At 62.9% G+C, this 12,952-nt stretch carries 14 protein-coding genes; 6 read left to right on the top strand and 8 right to left on the bottom strand.

The window, feature by feature from the left end; genetic code table 11:
• Window positions 1-53: 53 nt before the first annotated feature.
• Window positions 54-224: a hypothetical protein gene (locus tag NVV77_RS21525; RefSeq protein WP_169745526.1), complete on the top strand. Its 171-nt coding sequence runs from the start codon at window positions 54-56 to the stop codon at window positions 222-224.
• Window positions 225-506: 282 nt separating this feature from the next.
• Here NVV77_RS21525 and NVV77_RS21520 read toward each other — a convergent pair whose 3' ends face one another.
• From NVV77_RS21520 to NVV77_RS21505, 4 genes are all read right to left on the bottom strand, one after another.
• Window positions 507-2,054, bottom strand: a complete 1,548-nt coding sequence (locus NVV77_RS21520; protein WP_295416763.1) for a tripartite tricarboxylate transporter permease — start codon at window positions 2,052-2,054, stop codon at window positions 507-509.
• A gap of 1 nt (window position 2,055) precedes the next feature.
• Entirely contained in the window at window positions 2,056-2,553 is a 498-nt protein-coding gene (locus NVV77_RS21515) for a tripartite tricarboxylate transporter TctB family protein (RefSeq protein WP_295416760.1), read from the bottom strand.
• Window positions 2,550-3,449, bottom strand: coding sequence for a tripartite tricarboxylate transporter substrate binding protein (locus tag NVV77_RS21510; RefSeq protein ID WP_295416916.1), 900 nt, complete (start codon window positions 3,447-3,449; stop codon window positions 2,550-2,552). The genes NVV77_RS21515 and NVV77_RS21510 overlap by 4 nt, the downstream gene beginning before the upstream one ends.
• Before the next feature lie 156 nt (window positions 3,450-3,605).
• Window positions 3,606-5,453, bottom strand: coding sequence for an EAL domain-containing protein (locus tag NVV77_RS21505; protein ID WP_295416757.1), 1,848 nt, complete (start codon window positions 5,451-5,453; stop codon window positions 3,606-3,608).
• 184 nt (window positions 5,454-5,637) lie between these two features.
• Between NVV77_RS21505 and NVV77_RS21500 the strand changes: the two genes are divergently transcribed.
• From NVV77_RS21500 to NVV77_RS21480, 5 genes are read left to right on the top strand one after another with little or no spacing between them, the layout of a single operon-like run.
• A complete protein-coding gene (locus NVV77_RS21500; RefSeq protein ID WP_035082712.1) occupies window positions 5,638-5,961 on the top strand; it encodes a helix-turn-helix transcriptional regulator in 324 nt (107 codons plus the stop codon).
• The gene (locus NVV77_RS21495; RefSeq protein ID WP_295416754.1) at window positions 5,958-6,209 is read left to right on the top strand and encodes a hypothetical protein; all 252 of its coding nucleotides are present in this window, start codon (window positions 5,958-5,960) and stop codon (window positions 6,207-6,209) included. Before NVV77_RS21500 ends, NVV77_RS21495 begins: the two co-directional genes overlap by 4 nt.
• Window positions 6,209-6,646 (top strand): DUF1801 domain-containing protein, encoded by a 438-nt coding sequence (locus tag NVV77_RS21490; RefSeq protein ID WP_295416751.1) that lies wholly within the window; start codon window positions 6,209-6,211, stop codon window positions 6,644-6,646. The genes NVV77_RS21495 and NVV77_RS21490 overlap by 1 nt, the downstream gene beginning before the upstream one ends.
• 7 nt (window positions 6,647-6,653) lie before the next feature.
• A complete protein-coding gene (locus NVV77_RS21485; RefSeq protein WP_295416749.1) occupies window positions 6,654-7,022 on the top strand; it encodes a DUF1801 domain-containing protein in 369 nt (122 codons plus the stop codon).
• A gap of 8 nt (window positions 7,023-7,030) precedes the next feature.
• The gene (locus NVV77_RS21480; RefSeq protein WP_295416746.1) at window positions 7,031-7,441 is read left to right on the top strand and encodes an SRPBCC domain-containing protein; all 411 of its coding nucleotides are present in this window, start codon (window positions 7,031-7,033) and stop codon (window positions 7,439-7,441) included.
• Between the two features lie 191 nt (window positions 7,442-7,632).
• Here the strand turns inward: NVV77_RS21480 and NVV77_RS21475 are convergent, their stop codons facing one another.
• The 4 genes from NVV77_RS21475 to NVV77_RS21460 form a co-directional block, all read right to left on the bottom strand.
• Window positions 7,633-10,041, bottom strand: coding sequence for a membrane-bound PQQ-dependent dehydrogenase, glucose/quinate/shikimate family (locus NVV77_RS21475; RefSeq protein ID WP_295416743.1), 2,409 nt, complete (start codon window positions 10,039-10,041; stop codon window positions 7,633-7,635).
• 37 nt (window positions 10,042-10,078) lie between these two features.
• Entirely contained in the window at window positions 10,079-10,576 is a 498-nt protein-coding gene (locus tag NVV77_RS21470) for a MarR family transcriptional regulator (protein ID WP_295416741.1), read from the bottom strand.
• A 200-nt stretch (window positions 10,577-10,776) separates the two neighbouring features.
• Entirely contained in the window at window positions 10,777-11,883 is a 1,107-nt protein-coding gene (locus NVV77_RS21465) for a hypothetical protein (RefSeq protein WP_295416738.1), read from the bottom strand.
• Window positions 11,884-11,979: 96 nt separating this feature from the next.
• A complete protein-coding gene (locus NVV77_RS21460) occupies window positions 11,980-12,927 on the bottom strand; it encodes an AraC family transcriptional regulator (protein ID WP_295416736.1) in 948 nt (315 codons plus the stop codon).
• Window positions 12,928-12,952 lie beyond the last annotated feature (25 nt).

Here is a 12,952-nt window from a genome sequence, read left to right as displayed (position 1 = left end):
AGGGGTCATGGAAGCGAACCGGGATTGTCCCGGGTCCGACAGTGGAGAAAACCATGAGCACCCCGCGCAAGAACAAGTTCTTTGCGACCCTCGACACCTTCGTCACCGTTTTCGGCAGTGCCGCAGCGGTTTCGGCAGCAGTTGAGGCCGGCCGGGCGCCCAAGGCCAAGCACCTGACGGCCCTCGGAATCGAACCCACCGCCTTCCGCTCGATCGGCCGATAACAGCCGCGCGGGCCGCTGCTCCCTCCCCGGCGTTTTGCCTCCCAAAACGCCAAGCGGCCTGATGCGCTAGAAGCCGACACAAAAGCCCGGATGCCAGTTTCCCTCCCTGGCCTCCGGGCTTTTTCTATTTTTTGGGCTTTTGGTCATGCGAGGGCTGCATGGCCGAGTTCCCTCTACTTCGTCGTCATTGCCGGGCTTGTCCCGGCAATCCACTCTCGGGGAGGCATGGACCACCGGGACAAGCCCGGTGGTGACGATGGTGGGGATGACCAGGCTAAAGCCTCAGTCCTCGTCGCTCGCCAATTGTCCGAGCACGGCACCCTTGCCGCGCATGCGCATGATAACAGGCAGCACCACCGCAATGATCGCCACGGCGTAAAGCACCAGTGAGATCGGCGAGTGGAACAGTACGGCCGGGTCGCCCTGGCTGATCGAGAGGGCCCGGCGCAATTGCTGTTCGGCCATGGGGCCCAAGATAAGCCCCACCACCACCGGCGCGATCGGATAGCCGAAGCGGCGGAGAAGGTAGCCGAGCACGCCAAAAGTGAGCAGCAGCACCAGTTCGAACGAGATGCGCACGGAACCAAAGCCCATGGACATGGCCCCATTGGCGCCCAAAGTGCCGAGCGTCGCAAAGGTCAGGATGCCGGCATAGAGCCAGGGTTTTGGAATGGTGAGCAGTTTCACCCAGAGCCCGATCAGCGGCAGGTTCAAGACCAGCAGCATGAAATTGGCAACGAGCAGGCTCGCGATCAGCGACCAGACCAGCGTCGAGTTGTTGGCGAACAACAAGGGACCGGGCTGCAGGCCGAACTGCTGGAAGCCGGCGAGCATGATGGCGGCGGTCGCCGTGGTCGGCAGGCCAAGGGTGAGCAGCGGCACCAGCGTGCCCGCCGCAGAGGCATTGTTGGCGGCTTCCGGACCCGCAACGCCTTCGATGGCGCCGTGGCCGAATTCCTCGGGCTTCTTGGCAAAGCTCTTTTCAGCGCTGTAGGACAGGAAGCTCGCAATATCGGCGCCGCCGGCCGGCATGGCGCCGATGGGGAAGCCGATAAAGGTGCCGCGCAGCCAGGAGGCCCACGAGCGCTTCCAGTCTTCGATGGTCATCCAGACCGAGCCCTTGATGGCCATGACCGAAGACTCAACCTGTTCACGGTCGGCGGCGGTCTTCAACGTTTCACCGATGGCAAAGAGCGCGACGGCCAGCGTCGTGACTTCGATACCGTCGAGCAGGTCCAGAATACCAAAGGCCATGCGGGTCTGGCCGGTCTGCTGGTCGATGCCGATAATGCCCAGGCCAAGGCCGATGAAGAGCGCCGTGAGGCCACGCAGCGGGCTATCGCCGAAGGCGGCGGAGACGGTGATGAAGGCCAGGACCATCAGCGCAAAATAGTCGGCGGGGCCGAAGGACAGCGCGAATTTCACCACAAAAGGCGCGACGAAGGCGAGGCCCAGCGTGGCGATCAAGCCGGCGATGAAAGAGCCGATGGCGGCGGTTGCAAGGGCGGGACCGCCCCTGCCCTGCCGGGCCATCTTGTTGCCTTCGAGCGCGGTAACGATCGAGGCGCTTTCGCCGGGGGTGTTCAGCAGGATCGATGTGGTCGAGCCGCCGTACATGCCGCCATAATAGATGCCGGCGAACATGATGAGCGAACCGGCGGGGTCGAGCTTGTAGGTGACGGGCAACAGCAGCGCCACGGTGAGCGCCGGGCCGATGCCGGGCAGCACGCCGACGGCCGTGCCGAGGGTAACGCCGATCAGCGCGTAAAGCAGGTTCTGCACCTGCAGAGCGGCGACGAGGCCCTGGGCGAGAAGATCAAAAGTGTCCATCTCAGAAGGCTCCCGTCGTCAGAAAGCGTTCGATGGGTCCCTGCGGCAGCGAGAGTTGCAGCCCGCGCGCGAAAATGAACCAGACGATGAAGGAAAAGACGATCCCGATGGGAATGGTCTGCCAGAGCGGGCCGCGGCCAAATCCCCTCGCCGTCAGCGCGAAGAGCACGCCGGTCGCAATGGAAAAGCCCGCGGTCGAGAGCAGCAGGATCTGCGCCACGAGGCCGCCGACGATCCAGGCGATGGGGCCGTAGTCGTCCTTGCTGCGGGCCGGAAAGCCGTTGCGCAGGGCGGAGATCAGCGTGCCGATGGCCAAAAGCCCGAGACCGGTCGCGACGATATAGGGGAAGACGGTCGGGCCGACGCGCTGCTGGATGGGCGGCACGCGCATCTGGCTCGTCTGCCAGAAGATGATGATCGAAATGGCGGCGAGGATAACCGCGATGACGAGCGCCGCCCCATCGGGGCGGCGCGTGCTGTTGGATTGGCCAGCGCTCATTGCACGAGGCCGATGTCTTTCAGGATGGTTTCGGTCGCGGCGATATCGGCAGCAAGCTGCGTATCGAAGGCTTCGCCATCGAGATAGGTGTCGACCCAGCCCTTGGTTTCAAGCGCGGCCTTCCACGAGGCCGAAGTTGCCAGCGCCTTCACGTCGGCAGTGATGGCGGCCTTCTGCTCGTCGGTGATGCCGGGAGCGGCAGCAACCATGCGCCAGTTCTGGACGGCCAGATCAACGCCGGCTTCCTTGAGGGTCGGACCATCGACACCCGGCACGCGCTCTTCGGAGGAAACAGCGAGGAGACGCAGTTCGCCGGCAGCGATCTGGGCGGAGAATTCGCTGATGCCGGAAATACCAACGGTCACCTGGCCACCGAGAATGGCGGCAAGCGCTTCGCCACCGCCGGAATAGGCGATGTAGTTGACCTGGGTCGGGTCGACGCCAATGGTCTTTGCCAGGAGACCAGCCGTGATGTGGTCAACGCCACCAGCGGAGCCACCGGCCCAGGAGACGGCGCCGGTGTTTTCCTTGAGTTTTGCCACGAGGTCGTCGAGCGTCTGGATATCGGAAGCGGCGGGAACGACGATGGCGACGGCTTCACCGGTAAGGCGGGCGATCGGGGTGACATCGGCGAGGGTCACGGGCGACATATTGGTCAGGATGGCGCCAACCATCACATAGCCGCCGACGATCAGGGAATTGGGATTGCCGGCATCTTGCGTCGCGAACTGGGCGAGGCCAATGGTGCCGCCGGCGCCGGGAACGTTGGTGACCTGCACATTGCCCGAAATGCCTTCGGCAGTGAACGCTTCCTGCATGGTGCGGGCGGTCTGGTCCCAGCCGCCGCCGGGCGCAGCGGGCGCCAGAATGGTGTAGTCGGCAGCGAATGCGGGCATGGAGAGGGCGCCGGAAACCAGCGCCGCGAGTAGCAGCTTGTTCAAAAGATCCTCCCAGAACAAAGGCGAACGTCGTTGCGTTCGTGCCCTTACTGTAGGGACGCTCCCTGTCATCGTCCTGTCACGGAATTTTTGGGGCTGTTTGGGCCGGAAAACCTAGGCGCTGCGGCGGTTTTCGCCGTCGGCTGCGATCGAGCGGCGTTGCGCATGGGCCTCAAGCAGGCGCGTGCATTGCGCGGCCGAAACGGGCTTGGAATAGAGATAGCCCTGCGCCAAACGGCAGCCGAAACGGCGAAGAGCCGCGGCCTGTTCCTCGTATTCCACGCCTTCGGCAACGATGCGCATGCCGAGTTTTTTCACGATATCGACGAGGCCGGACACCACCGTCTCGCTCGGCCCGTCGACACCGAGTTTCGTAACGAAAGACCGGTCGATCTTGATGATGTCTACGGGGAAGGACAGGAGGTGCGTCAGGGACGCAAAGCCAGTGCCGAAATCGTCGAGGGCCACGAGAATGCCGCGGCTGCGCAACGCTTCGACCGCATGGGGCACGCTTCTGTCGCTGCCGCCGACGAATACGGCTTCATTGACTTCGAGCACGATATGGCTGAGCGGCACATTGGCCCAACCAAAGATGTCGATGATGCGCTCGGCCAGATCCCCGCGCTGGAAATCGCCTGTCGTTACATTGACCCCGACATGCTGGAAATCGATGCCCGCATCGAGCCAGCCGCGCATATCCTGCGCTACCTGTTCGAGCATTTTGCCGGTCAGTTCGCAGGCGAGCCGCGGATCGGTCAGGGCGGTCTGAAACTCCCCCACCGACACCACCTCGCTTCCCATGCGCAGCCGCGCCAGGGCTTCGAGCCCGACGATCTCGTTGGTCTCAAGATTGACGATGGGCTGGTAATAGGGCTCGACGCGGTTTTCGGCGAGGGCCTGATCGAGCTGGCGCACCTGGGCGATGCGATGCGTCATCTCGGTGCGGAGGTCCGCCTGAAAGGCCATATAGCCGCCACGGCGCGCTTCCTTGGCGTGATAGAGCGCAAAGTCGGCATTTTGCGACAGAGTATCGGCATCCTTGCCATCCATGCCGAAAACCGCGCCGCCCATGGTCACATGGGCCTCAAAGGACTGGCCGGACATTTCGACCATGCCGGTGGTCGCGTCGCTCACCATGCTGGCCCAGTGTTCGAGCATGTCATGGCTGGAGCAGCCGCGGGCGATAATGGCGAATTCATCGCCGCCGAGGCGGCAGGGAATGAGGGTCGGGTGCACGGCGCTGAGACGCGCTCCGACCGTGGCGATCAACCGATCGCCGGCGGCATGGCCGATCGTGTCATTGACCGATTTCAGATGGTCGATATCGAGCAGGATCAGTCCAAAGGGCTGGTCCATGCCGATATGTTCGCCCAGCAGTTCATTGTAGCGGCCGCGATTGGGCAGGCCCGTCAGCACATCGTAATAAGCGAGGCGGAAATTGCGGTCGCGGATACGTTCGTGCTCGATGGCGAGCGCGCAAAGATGGGCGCAGGTCTCGACGATGTTGCGCTCGGTGGCGCTGGGGCCGCGGGTCGAGCGGAAATAGAAGGCAAAGGTCGCGATCACCTGCCCGGCAGGATTTTTGATGGGCGTCGACCAGCAGGCTTTCAGGCCCAGCGGCGCGATCATGGCGCGAAAATCGTCCCAGAGCGGATCACTGGCAATATCGGTGACCACCACCTCTTCCCGGCGATAGGCGGCGGTGCCGCAGGAGCCAGCCTGCGGCCCGATCTTCAAACCATTGATAGCGGCAGAATAGAATTTTGGCAGGCCGGGAGCGGCCAGAGCGCGCACCGAGCCGTATTCGTCGACCAGCAGGATGGAGCAGACGGCCTCGGGCGCGAGCTCTTCAGCGCGCTGGCACAAAAGGCGTCCGATGGCCGGCAAGGCCTCTCCCTGGGCCACGGCTTCCAACACTTCGGTCTGCAACCGCAGAAGCTGCTCTGTCTCGCCGCCGGTCATCACCGTCTCCCCGGGATTCCCGAACAAAATGCGCGAGCCGAGTAAAGGGAGCGTTCTGCGACCCCAAGCAATTGCATAAAATCGTCAGCTTCATGCCAGCGCATTGCCGCTCACCAAATCGCGCTTGACTCTCAAATAGCCGCGGAGCTATGAATTAACTCATAGCCAACGAGGTATCGATCCAATGCAACCGGGACCAGACACGGTGTTCAAGGCGCTGGCCGACCCGACACGACGGGCGCTGTTCGAACGCCTCTGCCGCGAAGGCGAACATACCGTGGCGGTGCTGACCGCCGGCGCCGGCGTGTCCCAGCCGGTGGTCTCAAAGCATCTCGGCGTCTTGAAGGATGCCGGGCTCGTGCGCGGACGGATCGATGGACGGCAAACCCACTATAGCGCCCAACTGGCCGCGCTTGGACCTCTGGTCGACTGGACCAAGGAAATGGCGGGGTTTTGGGAGGACCGATTTGATGCCCTGGAAGATCTGTTGAGGAGAATGGACCAATGAGCGAAATCACCACCACACCACCCCGTTCCGCCTGGCCGCGCCGGGTCAGGCAATCGCATCGCTGGATTTCGGTCGCCTTCGTCCTGAGCGTGATCGCCACGTCGATTGCGCTGGCACAGGCCGAGCCGATCATGTGGATGTCCTATGTGCCGCTCTTTCCACTGCTGCTGCTGTTTCTGACCGGCACCTATCTCTTCGCGCTGCCCTATTTTGCCAAGTGGCACCGGCGCGGAAAGGACGCAGCCTGATGGCGGAGAGAAAGCCGCTGAAGCCCAACAAGGATGGCGTCGTGCTGCTTTCGGGCGACAATCCGCAGATTGCCAAGGGTTTTGGTGATGAACCGGTATCAGCCTATCTCTCCGCCGTGCCGGGCTGGAAGCAGGCGATCTGCCGCGAGGTGGATGCGCTGGTGGTGAAAACCGTGCCAGGGGTGAAAAAGGCGGTCAAATGGAACACGCCGCTTTATGGCCTCGACGGCGAGACGTGGTTTTTGAGCATGCATTGCTTCAAGGCTCATGTGCGTGTGACCTTCTTCAAGGGCACGGAGCTCAAACCCATGCCGGCCAAAGAATCCAAAGTTGCCGGCGTGCGTTATTATGACGTCACCGAAGAGGCCGGGATCGACGAAAAGCAGTTCGTCACCTGGGTGAAGCAGGCCGTGCTGCTGCCGGGCGAAAAGATGTGAGGGTGAAATGACCGAAAAGAGTGCTGCCGAAAAAATCGATGCCCGCATTGCTGAACTCAGCGGTTGGCGCGGCGAAATGCTGGCGCGTATCCGCAGGCTGATCAAGGAGGCCGATCCCGAGGTCGTCGAAGAGTGGAAATGGGAAAATCCGGTCTGGTCGCATGGCGGCATTATCTGCACCGGCGAGGCCTATAAGGCGGCGATAAAGACCACTTTCCCCAAGGGCGCCGCCCTTGCCGATCCCTCCGGCATCTTCAATTCGAGCCTGACCGGCGGCACGCGAAGGGCGATCGACTTCAAGGAAGGCGACGAGATCGACGAAGCCGCTTTCAAGGCGCTGATCCACGCCGCCATTGTCCAAAATCATTCAAAGTAGGTTTGTCCATGGCCGAAGCTACGCCTGAAATCCGCACTGTCGTTATTGAACGCGATTTTTCCCATAGGCCGGAAAAGCTCTGGCGGGCGCTGACGCAGCCGCACCTGATCAAGGAATGGCTGATGAGCAGCGACTTTGCGCCTGACCTTGGTCACAAGTTCAAGTTCACCGCCGATTGGGGCGCCATTGACTGTGAGGTCAAGGAGATCGAGCCCAATCGTACGCTGGCCTATTCCTGGGACGCCTATGGGCTTGAAAGCACGGTTACCTGGACGCTGACACCGATCGCCTCGGGCACGCAATTGCGCATGGAACAGACCGGTTTCCGGCCCGACCAGAACCAGGCCTATCATGGCGCGCGGATGGGCTGGCAGGACTACTTTGGCAAGCTCGAGGATGCCCTTGGGCGGATGGAGTAAGACACTACTTCCGCAATTTTGGCGGCATCGCTTACCCCACCCTTGATCCCTCCCCACAAGGGGGAGGGAGACGATGGAGCCGGGAAGACTGAGGCTTGCGCCTCCCTCCCCCTTGTGGGGAGGGAATGAGGGTGGGGGTACGGGAGCCACCACACCAAGAATAAGGCGGCGCCTGAGCGCCGCCTTTTGCCTTAGTCCGGCAGCTTGAACGCCACGACCTTGGTCGAGAAGCGCGACTGGATGGCGCCCTGACCGCCGGCAACGACGGCGATGTACTGCTTGCCATCGAGCGTGTAGCTGATCGGCGCGCCACCGGCGGCCGGCAGTTCGGTCTTCCAGACTTCCTTGCCGCTCGCCAGTTCATAGGCTCGCAGCATATTGTCCTTGGCCGCGGCGATGAACACCAGGCCGCTGGCGGTGATCATCGAACCGCCATGGGTCGGCGTGCCGAGGGTCAGCTCGAACGGCAGGTTGATGCCGAGCGCGCCGCTGCCCTTGGAGGTGCCGAAGGGCTGGGTCCAGAGCATCTTGCCCGTATTGAGATCGACCGCGCTCAGATAGCTGTAGGGCGGGTCGATGCAGGGCACGTTGAGCGCGGTGAGCCAGAAATAGGGCGCCGCGGCATAGGGCACATTGGCCTGGGCCACGAGCCCACCGACTTCACGACGATCGCCCCATTCGCCCTGCGGCTTGGCGCCACGAGCATCCGCATCCTCGCGGGAGAGCAGTTGGACATAGCTGGCGAAGCGGTTGGAATTGACCACCATGATGCCGCGCAGGGGATCGACGGAAACGCCGCCCCAGTTCATCGCCCCAAAGGTGCTCGGGGTCTGGATCGAGGGCGTCAGGCCCGGCGGGGTATTGGTGCCCTCGTAGCGCGCTTCCTTGAATTTGACGCGGCAATAGAGCTGGTCGAAGGGCGACACGCCCCACATGTCCGCCTCGGTCAGCGTCGCCATGCGGAAGGATGGCAGGCTGTTGGAGAGCGGCTGGGTGGGCGAATTGCGCTCTTCGGGCACGACGCCGGTCTGGGGCATCGGCGTTTCGGTGACGGGGAAGATCGGCTCGCCGGTCGTGCGGTCGAGCACAAAAACTTCGCCGGCCTTGGTGGGCTGCACCAGCGCCTTGCGCATCGTGCCCGAAGCATCGGGCAGGTCGATGAGCGAAGCGGGCGAGGCGACGTCATGGTCCCAGATGTCGTGATGCTTGGTCTGGAAGGACCAGCGCAGACGACCGGTTTCAGCATCGAGCGCGACGACCGAGGAATTGAACTGATCGTCGAATTCACGGCGCTGGCCACCGAAGAAGTCGGGGGTCGCATTGCCCGTGGGCAGATAGACCAGACCCAGTTCTTCGTCGGCTACGGCCGGGGCCCAGCTGTTCGGCGTTGCCACGGTATAGCTTTCGCCATTGGGCGGCAGGCCAGTGCGGTCCTGGCGACCAAGGTCCCAGGCCCAGGACATGTCGCCTGTTACCGCGTCAAAAGCGCGGATGACGCCCGAGGCTTCGCCCCAATATTGGCCATCGGTCACCCAGCCACCGACCACGACCTTGCCGCGCACGAAAGTGGGCGCCGAGGTGATGGAATAGTAGCCGCCGATGATCTTGCCTTCATAGTCGTGCATGCCGACGAGGAGATCGACGCGGCCGCCCTCGCCGAAATCGGCGCAGAGTTCGCCGGTCCGCGCATCGAGCGCGATCAGCTTGGCCGTGGCCGTGCCATAGAGCACGCGCTCGGCGCAGGCGCCGGTCATGCCCGGAACCTTATGGTAGCTCACGCCGCGGCAGGTGCCGCCATGGCCTTCCGAGCCGTCATACATCCAGCGCTCGGCGCCGGTTGCCGCATCAAGGGCAAAGGCCTGGCTAAAACCGTTGCACATATAGATGCTGTCATCGATCTTGAGCGGGGTCGAATTGTTGGCGGGAATGCGACCCACATCCACCGACCAGGCGACTTCCAGATTTTTGACGTTATCGAGGGTAATTTCTTCGAGCGGGGTATATTTCTGCCCGCCCTGGTCGCCACCGAAATAGGGCCAGTCGGCACCGGTCTGCCCCAGCGCCGCGGCGCCGTTAGCCTCGGCCGGAAATGCGCCAAAACCGGTCTGGAAGCGCGGGTCCTGCGGCAGGCTCGGCGCGCTGATGGCATAGAGCCCGGCACCAAGCGCCACCGAAACCACGGCAGCCGACGTAATCAGACCCGTTGCGCCAAACGGCACGCGCTTCGCAAGATCCAGAGTGCCGGAAAGGGCATGCTGGCTCCAGGGCAGCAGCAGCCAGATGCCGAAAGCCACAGGGATCATCAGACGCGGCAGAAGCGCCCAGCCATCGAAACCGACTTCCCAGATGGCCCAGATGATGGTGAGCGCCAGCGTGAGGCCAAAAACCCAGGCACCAAGGCGCCGGCCGCGGAACAGCAGCACGGCGGCGCCGAGGAACAGCAGCCCCGAAACCACGTAGTAAAGCGAACCGCCAAGGGTCGCGAGATAAGCCCCTCCGCCCACGAAAATCAGGGCCATGACGCCCAGAACAACGGCGAACAGGCCCATCAGGCCGCGTTCGACGATGTGAGGCGCCCTCGCCCCACCATCACTACTCATAGTCTTTCCTCCAGAGGATTGATCGTATCGTTATTGGTTACGAGGCCGCCTTGATGGGGGCCTTCGGCTCGTAGAGCGCCTCGTTGAGTTCGGCCGAGAGCGCTTCAATGCGGTTGAGAAATTTGGCGATGGCCTTGAGATCGGTGTCCGAAAATTCGGCCGTCCCGACATGGTATTCCGCCCTGATGCGTTCATGCAGCGCCAGCGGCTCGGCTGCGGCCTCGGTATCGAGCACAATAAGAACACTGCGCCGATCTTCAGGGTGGCGGCTGCGTGTGATGTAGCCCGCGCTTTCCAGCCGATCGAGCAGCGCCGTGCCCGCGCCCGAGGTCAGGCCAAGATGGCTGATGATGTCGCCGGGGCTGACGGGCTCGCCCTTGAGGTGGAGATAACCCAGGCAGCGAAAATCGGTGGGGTGCATGCCCTGCCAGCGCGCCGCCCGCTCCTGCGCTTCTTCGGCCCGGCGGATCATGTGAATGAGCGCCGTACCAACCCGGTCTTCCAGTTCCGCCCGCCCGTCCATCATTATCCCCATGACAAAGAATCTTGATCATAAAGATATTTGTCATCGAAACCGCTGGCAAGCGGGCATGGCAAGCAAAAGGGCGCGGTTTTGGCCGCGCCCTTTTGGGGGATTCCGATAGCGCTGAAAGGCCGGCAAACACCGGCTGTCATCCCGCCGAAGGCCGGGATGACAGCCGAGGGTGACGGCGTTCCAGATGAAAAGCGAGAGCCCTAAATCTGCCCTTCGAGATCCTCGGGCGTCTCGATGGTCCGCATCCATTTGAGCGATTTGACTTCCCAGGCGGGGTCGGATTTTTGCAGATCGTCGAGCAGGCCCGGCAGATGCCCGGCGCCATAGGTGACAAAAATCTTGTCGTCCGTGCTCGTCTCGATGCGCTCGGCGAGCTTTTCGTTGCGGAAATCGAGAATGACCGGATCAAGCGGCGATGGCGCGGTCTTGTTGCCCAGCAGCATGGTCATCCAGCCGCGACAGGCGAGGCCAAGAATCTTTCGCTGGCCGGGCGTGGCATTGGCGAGCCAATCGAACAATTGCGTCGTCTGGTCGGCCTCGCCGTCCTCCGGCGCCGCTAGTTTCGATTGTCCGGCCGTCGCCGCAAATTCGGGGTCGGTCTCCATCAGCCGCTGATATTCGTTCATCATGTCGGCCGTCGACACGTCGGCTTCGACATGGCGCTCGGGGCGGGCCTTCATATCGGCGGCGAGAAGCTGGAAATATGGCCCCTGGAACTGCAGGCCGCAGGCATCGCCAAAGGTCTGGTAATTGGTGTTGAGATCGCCACCACCGGCCAGCGTTTCGGAGAACCATTTGTCGCCCGCCGGGTCGCCGCGCACGCCTTCATAATAGATGGCATAGCCATCGCTCAGCGCCTTTTCGAGGTCATAGACGACGCTCTTGTAAAAACCTTCCGAGCCGATGTGCATCATGCCCTGGAACACCACCGTCTTCTTGCCATTCGACAGGGTCGCCTGCGGCACGGTGAGCGGGGTCAGCTCGGTGCGGAAGGCGAGATAGTAGAGTGGCGCGGCAATCAGCGCCGTGATGGCAAAGACCAGCGCCAGGAACGCCTTGATATAGCTCCAGAGCCGGCGCTGACGACGCTGCCCGGCAACGATGCGGCGCACCAGCCAGGCCGCGGGGAAGGCGAGAAGCAGTGCCAGCACGACCACCGCGACAAGCAGCAGGACATGCACATCGAGCAGCACCGGCAGGCCGAGCAGGAAGCCGGCCGCGAGAAGAAACCAAAGAATGGTCGAGACACGCAATTTCAGGCGCTCGCCCCAGGCAAGGTTTTTCGCCGGCGTAGAAGGTATGGCCATGTCGTCCCCCAGACGTACTGCACGCCCCGCAAGCTAACCACCAGCCAGCAGCAAAGCCAGTCCCGGAAAAGCTGAAAGTCGTGGAGTATGAAAGACCTAGTTGGCCTGACGCGCGTCACCCGGCGCCATGCCGTAGACGCTGCGGAAAACGCGATAGAAGGTCGCAAGACTTTCAAAGCCACAGGCATAGGCCACCTGCGCCACGGTCAGTTCCGGCTGCCCGACGAGAAGCCTCTGCGCTTCCCTCGCCCGCATGAGCACAAGCGTGCGGCTAAAAGTGTTTTCCGCATCTTCGAACAGCAGGTGCAGATGTCGCACCGACAGACCAAGGCTGCGGGCGACCAGGGCCGGGGTCAGGTCGATCTGGTGATATTGCTCGGCCATGATGTCGAGGGCGAGATAGCGCAGCCCGGCGCGGATGGCGCTGCGCACTTCGGGCAGGTTTTCCGCAAGGCGCCCGCGCGCCGCTAGCCCAAGCCGGGCAATGTGGACGATATCGCGCTCTGCATCTGCCGAGGCGCGCTTGTGCGTGGTCAGCACGTCCAAAAGGGCCCGCAGTGGACGCAGCGCCCTCGTCCCCTCCAGCGGCCTTGCCGCAGAGAGATCGGAGATGGAGCGGCCGAGCGTCAGCTCGTCGCTGACCGGGATCTTGAGCATGCGGAAATGAAAGCCGCCATTCGTTCCCGGCGTTGCGCCATAGGGCAGGTCGGAATGGTTGATGATCATATCGCCATTGGCGATCAGCTCGCTGCGCCCCGAACCAGTATCGAGCCGCCCTGGCCCGCGCACCTGCAGCCCAAGACAAAGACTGTTGCCGGCGACGCGCGCAATATCGGCTTCGGTGCGGCGAATGGTGTAGGCGGAAGCCGCTATCTCCGAGACAATCGCCGCGCCGAATTTTTCGGCACGAAAGGACCCCGCAAAGGCGGCGCGCCGGTCTGCCGGCAATTCGATCGTGACGCCGAAAAGGTCCCTGCTGCGGACCTCGCGCCACTGCTCGAAGCGGTCCCCGGGGGCCACGTCATCGGTCGAAAAACTCAGCATTCTTTGGGCCCCTCCCCTCCATGGC

The sequence above is a fragment of the Devosia sp. genome, assembly GCF_024707125.1.
In the GTDB taxonomy this organism is placed as follows: Bacteria; Pseudomonadota; Alphaproteobacteria; order Rhizobiales; family Devosiaceae; genus Devosia.
Note: the sequence above shows the minus strand (reverse complement) of the source record. Positions and strands in the feature narration are given on the sequence as shown.

Excerpts from the sequence above, each read along its gene's own strand:
- NVV77_RS21525 (WP_169745526.1), top strand. The coding sequence starts at position 54 with ATGAGCACCCCGCGCAAGAACAAGTTCTTTGCGACCCTCGACACCTTC.
- NVV77_RS21520 (WP_295416763.1), bottom strand. The coding sequence starts at position 2,054 with ATGGACACTTTTGATCTTCTCGCCCAGGGCCTCGTCGCCGCTCTGCAG.
- NVV77_RS21515 (WP_295416760.1), bottom strand. The coding sequence starts at position 2,553 with ATGAGCGCTGGCCAATCCAACAGCACGCGCCGCCCCGATGGGGCGGCG.
- NVV77_RS21510 (WP_295416916.1), bottom strand. The coding sequence starts at position 3,449 with ATGCCCGCATTCGCTGCCGACTACACCATTCTGGCGCCCGCTGCGCCC.
- NVV77_RS21505 (WP_295416757.1), bottom strand. The coding sequence starts at position 5,453 with ATGACCGGCGGCGAGACAGAGCAGCTTCTGCGGTTGCAGACCGAAGTG.
- NVV77_RS21500 (WP_035082712.1), top strand. The coding sequence starts at position 5,638 with ATGCAACCGGGACCAGACACGGTGTTCAAGGCGCTGGCCGACCCGACA.
- NVV77_RS21495 (WP_295416754.1), top strand. The coding sequence starts at position 5,958 with ATGAGCGAAATCACCACCACACCACCCCGTTCCGCCTGGCCGCGCCGG.
- NVV77_RS21490 (WP_295416751.1), top strand. The coding sequence starts at position 6,209 with ATGGCGGAGAGAAAGCCGCTGAAGCCCAACAAGGATGGCGTCGTGCTG.
- NVV77_RS21485 (WP_295416749.1), top strand. The coding sequence starts at position 6,654 with ATGACCGAAAAGAGTGCTGCCGAAAAAATCGATGCCCGCATTGCTGAA.
- NVV77_RS21480 (WP_295416746.1), top strand. The coding sequence starts at position 7,031 with ATGGCCGAAGCTACGCCTGAAATCCGCACTGTCGTTATTGAACGCGAT.
- NVV77_RS21475 (WP_295416743.1), bottom strand. The coding sequence starts at position 10,041 with ATGAGTAGTGATGGTGGGGCGAGGGCGCCTCACATCGTCGAACGCGGC.
- NVV77_RS21470 (WP_295416741.1), bottom strand. The coding sequence starts at position 10,576 with ATGGGGATAATGATGGACGGGCGGGCGGAACTGGAAGACCGGGTTGGT.
- NVV77_RS21465 (WP_295416738.1), bottom strand. The coding sequence starts at position 11,883 with ATGGCCATACCTTCTACGCCGGCGAAAAACCTTGCCTGGGGCGAGCGC.
- NVV77_RS21460 (WP_295416736.1), bottom strand. The coding sequence starts at position 12,927 with ATGCTGAGTTTTTCGACCGATGACGTGGCCCCCGGGGACCGCTTCGAG.